This is a genomic window from Enterococcus sp. DIV2385 (assembly GCF_051711925.1).
Lineage (GTDB): Bacteria > Bacillota > Bacilli > Lactobacillales > Enterococcaceae > Enterococcus > Enterococcus faecalis.
The window spans coordinates 1,000,705-1,019,460 of the sequence record NZ_JBIONV010000001.1 but is presented as its reverse complement, the minus strand read 5'-3'; the positions used below and the strand labels follow the sequence as shown (position 1 = coordinate 1,019,460).

General features: G+C 37.8%; 19 protein-coding genes. 2 read left to right on the top strand and 17 right to left on the bottom strand.

What is annotated here, in order from left to right; all coding sequences use genetic code 11:
- Positions 1-8 precede the first annotated feature (8 nt).
- Complete coding sequence (locus tag IGM04_RS05085; protein ID WP_002357938.1) at positions 9-761, top strand: threonine/serine exporter family protein; 753 nt, start codon at positions 9-11, stop codon at positions 759-761.
- A gap of 5 nt (positions 762-766) precedes the next feature.
- Positions 767-1,267, top strand: a complete 501-nt coding sequence (locus tag IGM04_RS05080) for a threonine/serine exporter family protein (RefSeq protein ID WP_002382172.1) — start codon at positions 767-769, stop codon at positions 1,265-1,267.
- A 51-nt stretch (positions 1,268-1,318) separates the two neighbouring features.
- Here the strand turns inward: IGM04_RS05080 and IGM04_RS05075 are convergent, their stop codons facing one another.
- The 17 genes from IGM04_RS05075 to IGM04_RS04995 all read right to left on the bottom strand — a co-directional run bounded on the left by IGM04_RS05075 (position 1,319) and on the right by IGM04_RS04995 (position 18,720).
- Complete coding sequence (locus IGM04_RS05075; RefSeq protein WP_002357940.1) at positions 1,319-2,185, bottom strand: TIGR03943 family putative permease subunit; 867 nt, start codon at positions 2,183-2,185, stop codon at positions 1,319-1,321.
- A gap of 18 nt (positions 2,186-2,203) precedes the next feature.
- On the bottom strand, positions 2,204-3,118 hold the full coding sequence (locus tag IGM04_RS05070) for a permease (protein WP_002357942.1): 915 nt from the start codon (positions 3,116-3,118) through the stop codon (positions 2,204-2,206).
- 210 nt (positions 3,119-3,328) lie between these two features.
- Positions 3,329-4,135, bottom strand: a complete 807-nt coding sequence (locus IGM04_RS05065) for an MBL fold metallo-hydrolase (protein WP_002357943.1) — start codon at positions 4,133-4,135, stop codon at positions 3,329-3,331.
- 56 nt (positions 4,136-4,191) lie between these two features.
- Positions 4,192-5,046 (bottom strand): two-component system regulatory protein YycI, encoded by an 855-nt coding sequence (locus tag IGM04_RS05060; RefSeq protein ID WP_002365516.1) that lies wholly within the window; start codon positions 5,044-5,046, stop codon positions 4,192-4,194.
- Positions 5,046-6,356 carry a YycH family regulatory protein gene (locus tag IGM04_RS05055; protein ID WP_002385989.1) on the bottom strand — a complete coding sequence of 437 codons (1,311 nt, stop codon included), beginning with the start codon at positions 6,354-6,356 and terminating at the stop codon, positions 5,046-5,048. Before IGM04_RS05055 ends, IGM04_RS05060 begins: the two co-directional genes overlap by 1 nt.
- Positions 6,353-8,182 carry a cell wall metabolism sensor histidine kinase WalK gene (walK, locus tag IGM04_RS05050; RefSeq protein WP_002357946.1) on the bottom strand — a complete coding sequence of 610 codons (1,830 nt, stop codon included), beginning with the start codon at positions 8,180-8,182 and terminating at the stop codon, positions 6,353-6,355. Before walK ends, IGM04_RS05055 begins: the two co-directional genes overlap by 4 nt.
- A 6-nt stretch (positions 8,183-8,188) precedes the next feature.
- Positions 8,189-8,893, bottom strand: a complete 705-nt coding sequence (gene yycF, locus IGM04_RS05045) for a response regulator YycF (RefSeq protein WP_002357947.1) — start codon at positions 8,891-8,893, stop codon at positions 8,189-8,191.
- A gap of 173 nt (positions 8,894-9,066) precedes the next feature.
- Positions 9,067-9,768, bottom strand: coding sequence for an MIP/aquaporin family protein (locus tag IGM04_RS05040; RefSeq protein ID WP_002399963.1), 702 nt, complete (start codon positions 9,766-9,768; stop codon positions 9,067-9,069).
- Between the two features lie 116 nt (positions 9,769-9,884).
- Positions 9,885-10,745: a DegV family protein gene (locus IGM04_RS05035; protein WP_002357950.1), complete on the bottom strand. Its 861-nt coding sequence runs from the start codon at positions 10,743-10,745 to the stop codon at positions 9,885-9,887.
- Complete coding sequence (locus tag IGM04_RS05030) at positions 10,738-11,307, bottom strand: DUF1836 domain-containing protein (RefSeq protein ID WP_086317792.1); 570 nt, start codon at positions 11,305-11,307, stop codon at positions 10,738-10,740. Before IGM04_RS05030 ends, IGM04_RS05035 begins: the two co-directional genes overlap by 8 nt.
- 126 nt (positions 11,308-11,433) lie before the next feature.
- A complete protein-coding gene (locus tag IGM04_RS05025; RefSeq protein ID WP_002381967.1) occupies positions 11,434-12,087 on the bottom strand; it encodes a TIGR01906 family membrane protein in 654 nt (217 codons plus the stop codon).
- Positions 12,075-12,845 (bottom strand): TIGR01457 family HAD-type hydrolase, encoded by a 771-nt coding sequence (locus IGM04_RS05020; protein WP_002357953.1) that lies wholly within the window; start codon positions 12,843-12,845, stop codon positions 12,075-12,077. The genes IGM04_RS05025 and IGM04_RS05020 overlap by 13 nt, the downstream gene beginning before the upstream one ends.
- A gap of 5 nt (positions 12,846-12,850) precedes the next feature.
- A complete protein-coding gene (locus tag IGM04_RS05015) occupies positions 12,851-13,486 on the bottom strand; it encodes a YutD family protein (protein WP_002369593.1) in 636 nt (211 codons plus the stop codon).
- Positions 13,487-13,520: 34 nt separating this feature from the next.
- Positions 13,521-14,903: a bifunctional metallophosphatase/5'-nucleotidase gene (locus IGM04_RS05010; protein WP_086317791.1), complete on the bottom strand. Its 1,383-nt coding sequence runs from the start codon at positions 14,901-14,903 to the stop codon at positions 13,521-13,523.
- A 124-nt stretch (positions 14,904-15,027) separates the two neighbouring features.
- Complete coding sequence (locus IGM04_RS05005; protein ID WP_002375145.1) at positions 15,028-16,716, bottom strand: ribonuclease J; 1,689 nt, start codon at positions 16,714-16,716, stop codon at positions 15,028-15,030.
- Positions 16,717-16,746: 30 nt separating this feature from the next.
- The gene (gene dapA, locus IGM04_RS05000) at positions 16,747-17,619 is read right to left on the bottom strand and encodes a 4-hydroxy-tetrahydrodipicolinate synthase (RefSeq protein WP_002361644.1); all 873 of its coding nucleotides are present in this window, start codon (positions 17,617-17,619) and stop codon (positions 16,747-16,749) included.
- 33 nt (positions 17,620-17,652) lie between these two features.
- Complete coding sequence (locus IGM04_RS04995) at positions 17,653-18,720, bottom strand: aspartate-semialdehyde dehydrogenase (protein ID WP_002381968.1); 1,068 nt, start codon at positions 18,718-18,720, stop codon at positions 17,653-17,655.
- Positions 18,721-18,756 lie beyond the last annotated feature (36 nt).

Sequence of the window (18,756 nt, the reverse complement as noted above, 5' to 3'; positions counted from 1 at the left end):
CTTGCTCAATGACTCCTGCTCATTTGGATTTACTTTTAGAAACCTGTTTGTTAGCTGGTAAAATTATGATAGAAAGCGATGCAGAAATGTACCGTGTTGAAGATACAATGAGCCGAATTGCGCTTGCTTCTGGCAACTATCGAATGGTTAGCTATGTGACACAAACCGGGTTATTTGTTGGCATAGATGGAACCTCCACGATTCGTATGGTTCAAGTAATGAAACGTGGCATTGATTTAGAAAAAATCTCTCGTGTGAATCAGCTGTCTCGTGCTTATGTGGCTGGTGATTTTTCTTTAGAGGAATTACTGAATAAACTAAAAGTGATAGATAGTGAACACCGACATTTTCCAATTAGCGCACGCATTGTTAGTGCGGCCGTTGTCAGCGCTACAATTATGATTCTTTTTGGTGGTGTCTGGTCCGATTTATTCTTGACTTTTCTGATTGGTGGTTGCGGCTATAGTCTTTATTATTTTAGTTTAAAGTTTCTCAAGATTAAATTTTTATCTGAATTTTTAGCTTCGCTGTTCATTGGTGCAGCTGCTATTCTTTCAGTCAAATTGGGACTCGGACAATCACAAGATTTAATCATCATTGGTTGTGTCATGCCTTTAGTGCCTGGTGTGCAAATTACCAATGCTCTTCGCGATTTGCTAGCTGGACACTACTTATCGGGTGTTTCTCGTGGGACTGAAGCATTAATGACTTCAGGAATGATTGGTTTTGGCATTGCTTTTGTCTTTCAACTTTTCTATTAAAAGGAGTGACTTACTTGCTAGGAATCGTTTTGGTACAATTTATCTTTAGTTTTTTAGCTTCTGCGGCGTTTGCGATTATTATTAATGTTCCTCGACGATCACTGGTGGCTTGTGGTCTAACTGGTAGTGTAAGCTGGATGCTTTATTGGGTAATCGTTGAAGTTTTTAGTGGAAATGCAGCATTAGGTTCCCTCATCGGTGCTGTCGGTGTTGCGGCAGTAAGCTACCTATTCTCAAAAATATTGAAAATGCCTGTCACGATTTTTAATATTCCTGGTATTGTTCCATTGGTACCTGGTGGCTTAGCTTATCAAGCTGTTCGGAATATTGTAATTGGCAATTATGAAAAAGGTGCCTATTTTACCGTGCAAGCTGTAATGATTGCTGGGGCAATTGCGTTAGGCTTAGTCGCTTCTGAGGTTTTCAATCAGAATATCCGCAGCTTTCGGGAAAAAAGAGAATCTTTGGGTTTTATTCGTCGTAAACGCAACAAAATTAAAAAATAGACAGCAAAAAAGTTGGTTGCTTCCATTTGATAAGGAAGCAACCAACTTTTTTTAAAAGGAACGATAGACATATTGATTTTTTGGTGCTTGATCTGCTTTGACTTTCTCCACTTGCACAGTTGGTATTTGTCGTTTAAACGGTGGATAATAGGACAACTCAACTGTGCCGGTAATCGTTACCCAATCATTGTTTTGAAATTGGGTATGTTCAGGAAAATGAACCAACAAGCCAAAAACGCCAGAATCAGCGACACAATGAATAATCCCAAAACGGAAGACAAATTGGTCAACACTTTCTTCTCGTTTTGAATTATAGACAAAGCCTTTATAAGAAATCCTTTTCCCTGCAAATTGACTTGGATAATTATAGATTAGTTCCATAATTTCCAAATAGTTTTCATCCGTAATTGAAATCACAGATTGGCCATCATATTGTTTCATGGCTTTTGCCATCTGCTTGTCATAATCCGTCTTATTGAAATACATACTTGTATCAGGTTTCAAATATTGCGTTTGCATATCAGGATCCCCTACTGATTCTTTACTTACTGGAAAGTTAAATCCTTTTGCTTCAACAATTGTTGTGTCTAAACTAACTGTCGGAAATAATAAGCCAACAATCAACGGTAAAGAAAGTAGTAAATAGGCAAGCCCTCTTTGGCTGGGTTTTTCCAAATTATGCTGATGGCCATGATGTTCATGTCCCCCATGTTGGTGCATGTCTTCATGTTTTTTTTGCATTGATGGATCTGCTTGGTTCCACAAAATCAATTGAACAATCGCCATAATAAAAGCTAAAACCATTGATAAAACAGCTAAGTAATTATAATGAATATTGATATATTGGTTCAGCTCACCTGAAATTTGAAGATACATCATCAACCCCATATATCCAATTAAAATAATAAATCGTATCATCGATTGTAGGCCTCCTTTCTAAACTACTGCCGCATAAATAGTTACGACAAGCGCCACTATCAAAACAAATTGTACAATGAATGACATTTTAAAATAACGTTTCATCATCAATAAATTTTTAATATCTACCATTGGACCAAAAACTAAGAAGGCGACAATTGGTCCTGTGCCAAACAAACTCAAAAGAGAAGAACCAATAAATGCATCTGCTTCTGAACAAAGTGATAAAGTAGCAGCGATGACTAGCATGACTAGAATCGCTAAAATTTTTGAATGGCCCAGTTGCATAAGTGCACCAGTTGGAATATAGGTTTGCATGATTGCTGCCAACAAGGAACCAAAAATTAAATAACGACCCGTATCAAAAAATTCATCAATACTATGGGTTAACGCTGACCAGCCGTTTTTCCAAAATGAACGAGCTTCATCAACGTGTTCATGCGTATGAGCAACCTGCTCTTCTTTAATCTGCGCCAACTCTTTTTCTGTTAAAATTGATTCTTTTCGAAAATAAGCTAACCAAATGCCGATAACCCACGCGACAATCATACTGCCTAAAACTCGCCAAATCACAAATTTTGTTGCGCCACTAAAAGCTACGTATGTTGAGAATAGCACAATTGGATTAATGATTGGTGCCGTTAACATAAAAGCAAAAGCGGTATGTGTTGGTACATCTTTTTTAACAAATTGATGCACAATTGGTACGATCCCGCATTCACAAGAAGGGAAGAAAAACCCTAGGAAACTCCCTACACAAATTGATAAAAATTTATTTTTAGGTAACACTTTTTTTACTCGTTCTGGTGTTAAAAAAACATGTAAAGCGCCTGAAATCAAACAACCTAACATGACAAAAGGCAATGCTTCGATAATAATCGAAAGAAAAATAGTGCTCATCTGTAAAACAGAGTTTGGTAAAAATTGAAACATCATAGACCTCCCACTAGTAAAAATCTAGTTAACTATACTCCTAACACCAGACAAACACAAGTATTTGTCAAAAAATTAACTAAGAGTTTAAAAGTATTATCACCGATGTCTCTGTCAAACCAGCTGGATAAAAGAACAAAAAATGAGCATGGGACAAAAATCACTTTGGATTTTTGCTCCACACTCAAAAACTGATAGACCACCATTATTCTAAATTTGAAATAACTCTGAGGCTGAATCGGGGTCTGTATCATATACCTTAAATGCTTCACCGACGCCTAAATCCTTTTGCTTCAAAGTAGACTCCATGGCCATTCGCGCATGAAGTTTCGTATTATTTTCTTTGCTAAGATGACCTAAATAAATGCGTTTTGTTTTATCACCTAATACATCCGCCATCACAAGAGCACCATCATCATTGGATAAATGGCCTTTATCTCCTAAAATCCGTTGTTTAAGACTCCATGGATAAGGTCCTGCTCGCAAAATTTCAATTTCATGATTGCTTTCGACTAAATAAGCATCTGCATTTTCAATCGTACCACGAATATGATCGCTACAATAACCTGTATCCGTTAGAACAACAAAGGAACGATTATTGCGATGAAAACGATAAAATTGAGGCGCAATCGCATCATGTGAGACACCAAAACTTTCAATGTCCATATCTCCCAAGGTCAAAACTTTGCCCATTTCAAAAATATGTTTTTGAGCGACATCGACTTTGCCAATCATGGGATCCATCGCTTGCCACGTTTTTTCATTAGCATAGACATCTAACTTATATTTTCGCGCTAACACGCCAACGCCGTGAATGTGATCCCGATGTTCATGTGTAACTAAAATCGCATCTAAATCTTCTGGTTTGCGATTGACTTCTGCTAACAGTGAAGTGATTTTTTTGCCACTTAAACCCGCATCTACTAATACTTTCTTTTGGTTGGTTTCAATAAAAAGGGAATTGCCTGTACTGCCACTGGCAAGAACACTGATATTAAAAGCAAACTCTGAATCCATTTAAAACTCTTCCCTTCTACATTACAACATTAACGTGTTTCATTATACAACGGACCTTAATGTTTTTCCACCTTTGGCACAGTATTATTTGTGATGATGGTATTACTTACGGCATTCACCTGTTCAATTTCAACTGAATCTTCACCAGTAGAAATTCCTACAAACCAGACTGGAACGTATACATTTTTCTCACGAATTTTATAAATTCTTGAATAGGCCAATTTAATGAATGTTATTTTGGAATTACTAGGAATCCGGTTATTCATATAGAGCGTGTCTATCGCATCACGATTGGAATATAAATCCGTTTTGTCTCGTAACTCTTCAATATTTTCAATGTGCGTTTGCGAATATTTACTAATTTTCCATAATTCACCTGACGTATCTGCTAAAATACTTAATTTTGCCGTGTCGTCTCTAAAGGGAATTCCTTTATACGATTGTGCAGCCACAATTTCTGCCGTTGGCTCTTTTAAATGAGAAAATTCTGGTAAGTATTGATATTCGTCTCCGAATAATAAAGCATTTTTTTCATTTAAAAAGGTACTTAAATCTTTATCAATTTTCTTAGGATCAATAAAATAGTTTTTACTAGGTACACTCGTTAAAGTATTATCCGCAATTTGCAGCCCATTTCTCAAAAAATTTTTATTCTTTTCACGTTGGATTTTTAAAGCAGCAGAAAAATTGGTTTGTTCGCCACTTAAATAATAGCCTTCCAATCGTTCTGAAGAAAGTGTCCCTTTATACGAGATGTTATCTTTTTCCAACCGACTTTCAATCGATTCTGTTTGGCTGGAAGAAGAGACGTTGCTCTCTTCTTGTTGACCTTCCCGATAAATTCCAAATAAAAAGATATTTAATCCTAAAAATGCTAAGAAGAAAATCCACTCAATTCGTTTAAAATCCATTAGCCCACCTCCAAGCTTGGTAATTGTTTTACCAAGTCCGTTGCAGTGTACCAATTGTTGTTATAAAGGACATACCATTCCGGACTTAAATCAACGACTTGTTTGACTTCTTCAATTGTCTGCCACGTATAACCGATAACAGCCGATTGGATTTTTTCCTTTTTAGCACCAGCCGTTTCTAAACGCTTAATCAATTTTTCCGTGCTTTCCAGCGTCACTTCTTCTTCTGAAGGAATCGGTACTTGGATTGTATTCACACTTGTGTTAATGGTTACGCTTGGTGCAGCACCATCGTTGTTCGTGATGCGAATATCCACTTGGCCTTTTAAATCATTACTGAACACTGGGAAACCTTCCACAAAAGTCCGATAATTGACACTATCTTTCGTTCGATCAAAGTAACGTAAATTCCCCATATTGGTTCCTAAACGTTTTACATAAGAAAAGCTTTGATTATAGATTGAATCCCGTTTATTCTCTTCTGGCAAGGTCCCTTTAAAATCGATTTTCCCCAGTTTTTCTTCTGCAAACAATCGTTCTTCTTTACTCGTATAGGTTAAGTCTTGACTGTCTTCATTGGTTTGAATATCTTCCGTTTCATTGAAAAAAGCATTCCTAAAACGAGTAACTGGTTGCGAAGCTAAAATATAACTGTACTTTTTCAACTTCATATCATTGGTTAAATAACATTGCCCTTGTTTGGTTAGCGTATTTTCGGAAACGTCTTGATATTGCAATCCCTCTTTATTGATAATTCCCATTAAGCGCGCCTTATTGACAGTCATGGGCGCTTCATAGACATTGGCTTGGTCATAATCTAAAAAGCGTATCTTATTTTCGTTAAAATCCAATTGAATTTTCGTAAAATACTGGTCCGTCAACTCATTAAAGTTAGTAAAATTAATGGATAGATTATAAATCGAAGCATAGTCCGAGATTAAAAAGGGACCTTGATAAAGAAGTTCAATGCCTTGTTCCATTTGGTTGTAGCGCTTAAGTTGCTCTGCATTTTTTGTCACAACTTGTGTCAATTTACCAAACGTAGCCATTTTAATATCATTTTGAACATTACTAATTAATGTTTCACGATTACTTTGCATCGCTTTTCCATCAGTTATTCGAATCAATTGCAAAGGTAAATAGACATCGCCAATGGCTTTTTCATTGACAGCTGTTGTGACTTGGCTTCCCGACTTCATTTCTGGTATTTTTTTGGCAGAATTCAGCCAGATATTGACTGAAAAATATATACTTAAAATGACCATTAAAATCAAGCCAATTCTTGTAATCCATTCTGATAATTTCATCATTCCCACCAATCCTCTTCATAAGGTTCATATGGTAGTGAAATATAGAAAGTCGATCCTTCACCTTCTGTACTTTCCACCCAAATACTCCCGTTATGGGCCCGAATTACTTCTTTAGAAATTGCTAAACCTAAACCAGTCCCACCTTGTGCTCGCGCACGGGCTTTATCCACACGATAAAAACGCTCGAAGACTTTCCCGAGATCTTTTTTAGGGATGCCCAAACCTTGGTCCGAGATACTAAAGACGACATTATTATGTGTTTCAACTAGTCGGCAGGTAATGACGCCACCATCTGGCGAATACTTAATCGCATTGTTCAAAATGTTGTCTAAAACCTGAATTACTTTGTCTGTATCTAACTCTACCCATAAATCGCGTTTAGTAAATTCACGGCGAATTTTGTAATTTTTTTGCTCATTTTCAATCATCATATCAAAGCGATCCAAGACAAAATTAATCAATTCGTTAAAATTCACATACTCTAATTGAAGATGTGTATTCCCAGAGTCCATCCGAGATAGATTCAACAAATCATTAATCATACGAATCATTCGGTCGGTTTCTTCTAACGTGACTTTTAAGAAATTCGGCGCAATCTCAGGGTTTTCCCAAGCTCCTTCACTCAAAGCCTCTATATAACTACGCATACTTGTCAAAGGCGTTCGCAACTCATGAGAAACATTGGAAACAAATTCCCGTCTTTCCCGTTCGTTTTTTTCCTGTTCTGTGACGTCATGAAGTACGCAAACTAAGCCAGTAATAAATCCTGATTCCCGACGAATCATCGTAAAGTCTACCCGGATAATCATTTGGTCTTCTTCACGATCAGACGTTGAGCGATCAATCAGCAGTTCATCTGGCTCTTCTAACAGCTTCCGCAATGTGTAATCTTCTTCAATATCTAACAACTCTAATAACGAGGTCCCAATCACATTTTCATTTTTTACATTTAATAATGAAAGGGCCATTTCATTAATCGTAATCACCTTTCCGCGGCGATCCGTCGCAATGACACCATCTGTCATATGCGTTAAGACACTATCTAAACGATTTCTTTCTGCTTCCATTGTTTCTTGTGCTTCTTCAATCCGTTCTGATAATTGATTAAATGTTTCTGCTAATTGGCCTAATTCATCTTTTCCATGGACTTCTACTTTTCCAGCGTAATCACCACGAGCGATTCGAATGGCTTGCTCGCGCATTTCACCAATCGGCTTCGTGATTGATCGTGCAATCAGTAAAGTCACAATAATCGAGATTGCTGCGGCAATAATAGAAGCAGTGAAAAAGATACTTGCTGTGTTGGTAATTTCTTGGTATTTATTTTCTAAATTACTTTTCACATAAAGGACACCAATCACTGTTTCTCCAGTAGGCGATTGAATCGGCTGAACATTCACATACACGCGTTTATCATTATCTAAAGCTTGATATTTTTTACTCGTAAAGTCATTTAAATCACGATAATCATTCTTTTTCCCAATAATATTTTGTTGATTTAAATCATTGGTTGCCCGAATAATCCCTTTATCATCGACAATTCTCGCTTCAGAAATATCTGCATTTGAAAAATCAGATAACGCTTTTTTTAAATTTGCATCAACGTCACTACGTTCGAGATCTTTGTTGCTCATCTGCGTGCTTAACGTATTTGACAATTGGACAACTTGGGAATCCATATTCTTTTTAAAATCGGAAATTGTAGTGGCTTCCAATTCACGAATGAAATAGCCACCAATGATTTGAATCGCAATCAGTAACAGCAGAATAAATGATAACGCAATCTTAAAATTAACAGATTGAAAAAAGTGAACTTTTTTCTTCATACCTGATTACTCCTGTTCAGGATTTCTTAGATAATAACCAACCCCACGACGAGTAACCAAATACGTTGGATGACTTGGACTATCTTCAATTTTTTCTCTTAAACGACGCACGGTTACGTCCACTGTCCGCACATCACCAAAATAATCATAACCCCAAACGGTTTGTAACAAATGTTCACGAGTCATCACTTGTCCGATATGTTTTGCTAAGTAATAAAGTAACTCAAATTCACGGTGGGTTAATTCAATTTTTTCACCCCGTTTTGAGACCATGTATGCATCAGGATGAATGGTTAAATCACCAATCGTTAATTCAGATTGTGTTGTCACCTCGGCTTCTTTCGCATTGGTTGCACCTCGCCGTAAATTGGCTTTTACACGAGCAACTAATTCACGATTTGAAAATGGTTTCGTTACATAGTCATCGGCTCCTAATTCTAATCCTAAAACCTTATCAATTTCAGAATCTTTGGCAGTCACCATAATGATTGGCATATCATGTGTTTTGCGCACTTCTCGCGCGACTTCTAAGCCATCCATTTTAGGGAGCATTAAGTCTAAAATAATTAAGTCTGGTTCCACTTCTTCCACTTTTTCAAGTGCTTCTTCTCCATCGTAAGCAGTAAATACTTCATATCCTTCTTTAACCAAATTATATTTAACGATCTCTGAAATTGGCTTCTCGTCATCAACTACTAAAATTTTCTTCACAAAGAGACACCTCTTTTTCCTTCTAATCTTATTTGATACTTTCCTATTATACCTTATTTTGATGATGTTTTCATCTTTGGTTAAAAATGCGCCTTTAGGTTCTCCTAGTATAACAAAAAAAGAATCTCTGACAACAATTGACGCTTGTTATCAAAGATTCTTCTTCCGCTAATCTATTCTTCCGTATCTAAGACGAATTTAGCTACAAGAGCGGCTAATAATCCACCAATTAATGGCGCAACGATAAAAATCCACAACTCAGATAACGCTGAACCACCCGCAAAAACAGCTGGCGCGATGCTACGAGCTGGGTTGACAGAAGTTCCTGTCAAAGGAATACCGACTAAGTGAATCATTGTTAGTGTTAACCCAATTACGATTCCTGCTAATGAAGCATTGCCTTTCTTAGCACTTGTAACTGTCATGACAACTAAAACAAAAATAAATGTTAAAATAATTTCGACTGTCAATGCACCAGCAACACTTAATTCCCCTACGCCATTTTGACCTAAGTTCTCAATACTTTTACCAGCACCTTTTAGAATGCTTAATAATGCAAATGAGGCAATCAAGCCGCCAACAATTTGTCCCACTACATAGTAGATTAGTTCCATTGTTGTCATTCGTTTATTAAGCCACATTCCTATAGAAACAGCTGGATTTAGATGTGCACCTGAAATTGTGCCAATACTATAGGCAGCAGCAACGATTGTTAACCCAAATGCTAAGGCAATCCCCGTTGTTCCAATCCCTTCCATACCATTTCCTAGAACGGCTGTTCCTGTCCCAAAAAAGACAAGAATAAATGTTCCTAAACATTCTGCTATTGCTTTTTTCACAAAAAATTCCCCCTTTGTAGATGAATTGTAACACATTCGTGAAATTTTCAATATAATTTTCGTTGTTTTTCAGCAAAATGATATTTCTATGAAAAAGAGAAATCTTAAATGAAAAATCCCCTCAAAAAAATTTGAGAGGATTTTTCATTTAATCAATCATTTAATAACTGTATGCCAACACCTAAAAGTCCTGGTCCTGTATGAACAACTAATGCCGGACTAATCGTTCCAAAGTAAATTTCTTCTGCTTGTGGAAAAGCTGCTTTCAAGCGTTCCATCATTGCTTTTGCTTCTTCCTCTGCCGCACCGTGAGCGACTGCCAAACGGAAACGGGGTGCCTCACCTATAAAGTTCGTCACCAACTCAAACGTTTTATCAAGACTTTTTTTACGGCCGCGAGACTTAGCCACCGTATAGTAAATGCCTTCTTCATTACAAGAAATAATGGGGTTTAATTTTAGCGCATTCCCTAAAATAGAAGTGACTAAACCAATTCGTCCACCTTTTTGTAGATATTCTAAAGTGGCTACATTAAAAAATACTTTTGCGTTGGCTACTTCTTCTGTTAATTTTTGTTGTAATTCTTGCCAGCCTAATCCTGTTTCAATTAATTCTGCTGCTCGTATCGCCTGAATGCCAGCCCCAATACCAATGTTCTTTGTATCTAAAACAAATACATCTAGTCCTTCGGTTTGTTCTCCAAGCAAGCGAACCACATTATAGGTTCCACTTAAACCACTAGAAATGGTCACCGCTAAGACTTTTTCGTAACCCGCTTCTTTAATTTTGTCAAAAATAGCTTGGATTGTTGCGCCATCTGGTAATGAAGTACTAGGGATTTCTTTCTCTAAACGTTGATACACTTCTTCTGGTGTAATATCTACCTTATCTGTATAGGTTTTTTCAGGATAAATAATCTGTAAAGGCAAGACATACATGCCGTATTGTTTGACTAATGCCTCTGGAACATCTGTCCCAGAATCAACCAGTAGTGCGATCTTTTCTTTATTCATGTGTCATCTCATCCATTTCTTTTAAGTATTCTTGTTCCAATTCAATCACTTTTTCACTAAACATTTTAGTAGCAAAAGACATTGTCGCTGCTTTTACAGCCAAATATTCAATCCCCATAGGTTCTTGTGATTTGGCCTGAACTTCTTTTTCTTGCGCTTGAGCAGCAATCACATAAATCGCTCGTTCCTGTTCTTGACAAAATAAATTGTACGCTTCACGAATACCAACCGTGGCTCCTTGGAATAAAATGCCTTGCTTAATTTCTGGCAATGTTAACACTTGTTTCAACAACGCAATCGCAATTAAAAACGCTAAATGCTTTTGATTGTAGCGCTTTTTCACTGGGGCCGGGATTAACCCGTGTTTGACATAATTATTAACCATTGAGGACGTTAACAAAGTATGTTTTTCCAGTGTAATCAATGGGGATAAGTATTTTTCTATCAGAGTAATCACTTGATCCATATATAATTCAATGTCTGGTAACTCATGCCATCTTGGCAAATGAACGTTTTCCAATTGTTGGCCCCAATTTTGTAGTGATTTTTCTATCTCGTCCATAAAAACCCTCCTAACCATTTCTAAAAAAGAATATCATACTTTTGACAATTATTCAATCTAGTTTTTAAAACTAGATTGAATAAAAAAGAAAAGCGAGCAATTTTGGAATTGTTCACTTTTCTCTCTTTATTTTTTTAAAGAACGTTTTCCGATTAAAACACCTATCAAAAACAGGCCTTCTAATAAAACAAAAAACAAGATAAAACAATGCATAAAGTAGGCTTCAGGCAAGGCATTGATAATCGGATCAGTCAGCGGATTAAATAACCAAGCATCGTTGTTAAAAAATAATCCATGAAACGCAATAAAAAATTGATCAAAGCCAATCAGCATGAAAAAGCCAAAAAGCACAGGCAAAAACATTCCCCACTGAAATGGCCGTATCAATGTCCATAAACGCTGATTTTTTACCAAATATTTTAAATAAAGGACACTAGGCATCAACGTAACTAGTAATACGCCATAGCACAATAAAAACAATTTTTTCACTTCATAAAAATGAAAAGCCGCGCTATCAGACATTGGAAAATCAGGAAATACTAATGTTTTTTCAAAAGGATTGTTTAAGTACATCATTAAATGATCGTAATTTTTAATCAAGGTCACACGATCAACCTCTACGTCTTTTAAAATATTTAAGTGTTGGATATCAAAAAGATACAATGGACGAAAATTAATCGTGATCGTGATACTTAAAGCCACAATCGTTAAAAACAAACAAATGAGTCCAAGTGTTTCCCTTAAACGCAATTTCGACCTCATCATACTCAAAAAGTCCATTCATCTAAGGAATCAACAACATAGGTTGGTGGCGTTGGCAAAGTTGGAACAGCTGACTTAGGGGTAAAACCTGATGTAACTAACAAGCTATCAATACCATTTTGAATCCCTGATTGAATATCGGTTTCATAATTATCTCCAACCATAATCACTTGCTCTTTTTCCACGCCTAAATGCGCAATCGCTCGTTCCATGATAATCGCTTTTGGTTTGCCAATATAAACTGGTTTTGTTTGAGTAGCTGTCTCCACAAACGTCACAACTGAACCTGCACCAGGTAATAAGCCTCTTTCTGTCGGAATGTTCTTATCTGGATTGGTCCCAATAAACAACGCCCCTTTTTGAATGGCTAAGGTAGCTAAAACCACTTTTTCATAAGATAATTCTGTATCAAGTCCCACGACAACATAATCAGGATTTGTTTCATCCCATTCAAAACCTGCTTCTAAAATTAAGTCAATTAAACCAGCCTCGCCGATGACAAAGACTTTCTTGCCTCGATTGGTTTCTTTCATGTAATCAATCGTCGCTAAAGTCGCTGTATAAACAAGGGATGCTGGGACATGAATATCAAATTCATTTGCTAAACGTTGTGCCACTGTTTCAGGAGATTTAGTGGTATTATTCGTTACAAATAAAAAAGGCAAATCTTTTTCCTGTAACTGCTCGACAAAACGTTTTCCGGCTGGAATTGGTTCTTTTCCTAAATAAATCGTTCCATCTAAATCAATTAAATATCCTTGATAGTCTTTTTTCACTCTGTTTACTCCTCACGTTGACGAATCGTAAAGCCTTTGCCAGATTTTTTGGAACTAGGCTGTTTGGGTGTAGTCGTTTTTTTATTTTCTTCTTTTCGCGTACGAATCACTGGCTTGCTATTTTTATTAGCGGGCGCACTCTTTTCCTCGACAAACGCGTTAGAACGATTATTCTTTTTATGGCGACGACGACGATGCGTTGTTTTTTCTTTACGTTCCCCTGTTCGTTCAATTACAAAATAGGCACAGCCAAAATTACAATATTCATACAAATAGTCTTCTAGTGTATCAATGCGTTGATCCGGCGCTGCCCGACGATTAGAAGTATCAAAAAAGCCACGCAAGCGTAACTGTTCATAGCCCCAGTCTCCTACGATATAATCATAACGCGCTAATACTTCACTAAACCGTTCACCTAAGCGTTCAGGATCAAAGGCATCACGATGATTTTTAACAATTCGGTACTCTCTTTCACCAATTTGAATATCTGTTTCATTCACAATGGTGACAATTTCCCCTTTTTTCTTTTCTTTTACAGGTTCTTCTTTTATTTCTTCAAGAACTGCTGTTAGTTCTTCTGTAAAGGTTGCAGCAGTTTCTGTTTCTTTTTCTTTTTTTTCGGTTGTCTTTTTGTCTGTCATTTTTTCACCACCTAGTTTTTATTATACCTTGTTTTTATTTGATTGGATAGTGGGCATGCAGATAGTTCGCCACGACAGTTCTTAAAACGTCTGGAAATAAAAATTCGACTTCTCCAACTAACTCAATCGTTGGGAAAAACGGAACAAATTGAAAGTGATCCACTGTTGTCAGCGTATATTTCTGCTCTGGCTGAATAGGTTTCCCTTGCCAAAAAACGGTCTGGCTATTTCGCTCAAAACGAATCCCATCATAACATAATTCGCCAAAAATTTTCCCGCGGAAGCCCATCCCGCGAATCGGAAATTTCCGCAGAAATTGACGACTTTTTTCCATTTCACGAATCAAACGGCTCATGTCTGACCCTTTCAAGGTAACCTTGATTAAATGCATTGGATGAGGCAAGGCCTCATGTAATTGGTCTGCATTGATTATTCCTTCTGGTAAATCTGCTAAAAATAACCCGTTGTTCAACACAGCCGCTTCGGTCTGCCCCGCTTCTTTTAACGCCTTCAAGGCAACAGTTATAAAGGCATGCGGTTGCCGTAAGTCCGTTGACAAGGTTTCAGGGATTTGTGCAATTTGCTGCGCTTGCAATAGTCGATGACCTTCCGTTAAGTAACCCACAATTTCCTTGGCATCAGTTGCTTGCTCTTCTAAACTTGCTGTTTCAATCGTTTTTGCATAACTTGTGACTTGCTTCGTGTCGGCATCCACAAACAGATGCACTTCACCAATATACTGTCCATATTTGCCAGCAGCTGCTAGTTGCACATGATTAATTTTTTCCCCATCTTTAAATAAATGATGTGTATGGGAACCTAAGATCACTTGAATTTCAGGATAATTCGCCGCAATCATAAAATCAGTATCTATCCCCAAGTGACTAAGCAAAATGAGAACATCACATTGAGGCGCAACTTCTGTAATCAGTTGAGGAAGGACTGCTTCCACTTGTTTGATTGTCCAGCCATTGGGATTATACGTTAAAGGAAATGGTGCGGTTAAGCCAATAAACCCTAACTTCGTGCCTTCTTTAGTTGTCATAATTTTATATGCTTGACAAAAATCTGGTAACGTTTGGGTTTTTGGATCTTCTAAATTAGCTAAGACCACTTCAAATGTTGCCTGATCATATAAATGCTCTAATTGTTTCTTTGAATTGCCGATTCCTTCATTATTTCCAATTGTAACCAGATCATACGCTAATGTATTCATTATAGCTACATTTGCTCGACCATCTGTTGCTTCGGTCAAAGGATGACACCGATCTGAAAAGTCACCTAAATCAATGGTTACGACTGTTTTGCCCTCTTTTTGGTACAGCGAACGTTTGGCTTTAACCAGACGCCGTATTTTGGGCCAATTTTCAAAGTGAGAATGAAGATCATTGGTATGGAACAACACAATCTCTTCCACTAAAATCGCCTCCTTTATTCAGCGCTCTGATTAATAGTACCATATTTATAGAAGAAAGTTACAAAAAAGAACAGATGACTTTAGAAGAATTTCTCCTAAAATCACCTGCTTTTATCAGGACGAACTATGCGTTATTTTTGGGACGCTTGCGTTGCGTCGCTTCCATGATAACTGGTAAGATCACAGGACGACGTTTGGTTTGTTCAAATAAATAACGGCTTAAGTTTTCGCGGATTTCTTGTTTCAGTTTGCTCCATTCGAAATCGTCACTTTCTAAATGCTTTTCAACAATTTCTGTAACAATATTGCTACTTTCTTTCATTAGGTCTTTACTTGTTTTAACGTAAACAAAACCTCTAGAAGTAATTTTAGCTGGTGAAACAATTCGTTTTTCTCGGCGATTAATTGTCACAACAGCCACAAAAATACCATCTTCGGAAAGAATACGACGATCCCGTAAAACGATATTACCAATATCGCCGACACCAATCCCGTCAATCATAATATTTTCGGCCGTTGTGCTGCCAGCTACCGACATTCTACCTTTTGTATACTCTAGAATGTCCCCACGACCTGTAATAAAGATATCTTTATAAGGCATGCCAATTTCGTGTGCTAAGTCCGCATGCGCAGCTAACTGGCGGTATTCACCTTGGACAGGAATGAAATATTTTGGTTTCATTAAGTTCAGCATCAATTGCAAGTCATTCGGATTAGCGTGACCAGACACACGTAAATTGTCGGAAATTTGCTTCACCGTAGCACCGGCCCGATAGACAATATCCTCTGTTTTGGCAACCGTTGTTTCCATGGCCGTTGTCGGCGTTGTCGTAATATAAACTAAATCGCCTTCTTCAATTCGAACGACACCATGTGTATTATTAGCCATTTTTTGAAGTGACTTAATTGGTTCTCCCATCCGGCCTGTTTCTAAAATTAATAACTGTTCAGGTGCATATTTTTTCATTTCTTTTGGTTTCACTAATAGATCTTCGCTTGGCAATTGTAATTTTTCTAATTTCATCGCCGTCCGAATAATCCGTTCAAAATCTTGGCCTGTCAAAACGACTTTACGACCAGAACGATCCGCTGCATTCAATACTTGTTGGACCCGTTGCAAATTACTTGCCACACATGCCACGATGATTCGTCCTTCCCAATAGCGAATCGTGTCGAACACTTCATCAGCGATTTGGGCTTCGGAAGCAACTTGGACTGGGTTTTCAGCATTTGATGAATCACTAAGTAACGCCAAGACGCCTTCTTTCCCAATTTCAGCCAAGCGGCCATAATCGGTCTGATACATCTCAATCGCACTTTGATCAAATTTAAAATCACCAGTATAAACAATGTTACCTTCTTTTGTTTTGATGCTAACGCCAATCGAATCTGGAATGGTGTGAGTTGTTTTAAAGAAGCTCACCGTTGCTTGACCAAAATCAATTTCTGTATGCGGGTCAATCACATGGAAATCTTTAAATTTCTTCGTTTCCGCATGACTGTTGACACTTAGTTTTGCTAGTTCAATCGTTAATTCTGTCCCAAAAACAGGCACTTGAATTTTTGAAAGCAAATACGGTAAGGCCCCAATTGCATCTGCATGGCCATGTGTTAAAAAGACCCCTGCAATTCGTTCACTATTTTCTTCTAAATACGTAAAATCCGGAATGACGACGTCAATTCCTAAAAGTTCGTTCTCTGGATATTGTAATCCACAATCCAGTACAAAAATTTCATCTTCCACTTCAGCAACGTACATATTTTTTCCATTTTCACGAACGCCGCCTAATGGAACGATTTTTATTGTACTCACTCTTTTCACCTCTCTATGATTACACGTTCTTTAAATCTCTAACGTGCGAATAATTCTTTGCTCTTCTTCTGGTGTACAAGCAACTAGAGGTAAACGTAAATTTCCAACAGGAATACCTAAATGATTTAAGGCCGCTTTCACGGGTGCCGGCGAAGGCACTGAAAACAAGGCGTTCATTTTTGGTAATAACTGTCGTTGAATTTTAGCCGCTTCCGGCAAGTTCCCCTGCTCCAGCGCTTGATACATCTCATACATTGACGAACCGAAGACATGACTGGCTACCGAAATAACCCCTTGTCCGCCAAGTGCCTTGGTGGCAAAAGCCAACCCGTCTTCTCCAGTATACACTAGAAAGTCTTTTGGCGCTCTTTCAATCAACTCAGTAATTGCATCTAACCCTGCACATTCTTTAATTGCCACAATTTTTTCCAATTGTGCTAAGCGCAAAGTAGTTTCCACTTCTAGACATGCAGCCGTTCTACCAGGAACATTATACAAAATAATTGGCAGTTCACTTGCTTCTGCGATGGTTTTAAAATGTTGATACATACCTTCTTGATTTGGTTTATTATAATAAGGAACAACCGCCAAAACAGCATCAATACCAGCGATTGTCGCTAACTCTTTCACAAAAGCGACTGAGTCACGTGTATCATTCGTACCTACACCACAAATAATCGGAATACGTCCATCGATCAGTTCAATAATTCGCTGGAATAATTGTAATTCTTCTTCATGAGTTAACGTGGGTGATTCACCAGTTGTTCCTGCTAAAATAACGCCTTCTGTATGATTGGCCAATAAATAGTCTACCAATTGCGGTAGTTTATCAAAATCTATTTCTCCCGATTCTTGAAACGGCGTAACCATTGCCGTAATAATTGTTGCATTCGTTAAATCCATCCTATTCCCTCCCGAGTATACAATACAAACCTTCTAGTCGTTTTCAGGTACACGAAGCAAATTCATTTCGTGTAGCGTTTCAGCAATTTGGACCGAGTTCCAAGCAGCTCCTTTTAATAGGTTGTCTGACACAATCCATAAATGGAAACCGTTCTTCACGTCAACGTCTTGACGAATACGGCCGACAAATGTTTCTTTCTGGTTGACGCTATTTAGCGCTTGTGGATATAGTTGTTCACTTGGCTCATCTTGCAAAATTACACCTGGAGCTTGCGCCATTAATTCTTGGATGGCTGAGACCGATGCATCTGCTTGTTTCACTTCTATATAAACAGATTCAGAATGTCCTGAAATTACCGGAATACGGACACAGGTGGCAACGACTTTTAGCTTGTTGTCTCCCATGATTTTTTTTGTTTCATTCATCATTTTCCATTCTTCGTAGGTATACCCTGCTTCTGAAAAAACATCAATTTGAGGCAACGCATTAAAAGCAATTGGATAATGTTTTTCGTCACTGCCAGCTGGTAAAATTTCAGCTGACCATTCGCTGACAGGTTTTCCCTCTAAAAAATCTTCGGCTTGTTCTTTTAGCTCATTAATTGCACGGATACCTGCGCCACTCACAGCTTGATACGTTGAAACGATGATTCGTTCTAAGCCAAACGCTTGCCGAATTGGTTCCAAGGCCACCATCATTTGAATCGTAGAACAATTGGGATTTGCGATGATTCCCTGATGATTTTTCAAGGCTTCCGGGTTCACTTCTGGAACAACTAAAGGAACATCTTTTGCCATTCTAAAATGGCTAGTGTTGTCAACAACAACAGCTCCGCGCTTAACTGCTTCTGGTGCAAACTTTTCGGAAATACTCCCACCAGCACTAAATAATGCTAAATCGATTCCTTCAAATGATTCCGGGACTAATTCTTCCACGATAAGAGGTTGCCCTTTAAACTGAATCTCTTGTCCAGCAGAACGCTTAGACGCCAATAACCTCACACTGGCAATTGGCAAACTTGTTTCTGCTAACAATTCAATCATTCTTGTCCCGACAGCACCTGTTGCTCCTACCACGGCAACATGATATTCTTTTCCCATATTTTCATACTCCCCTCTTACCTTCTTGTAAAAGCT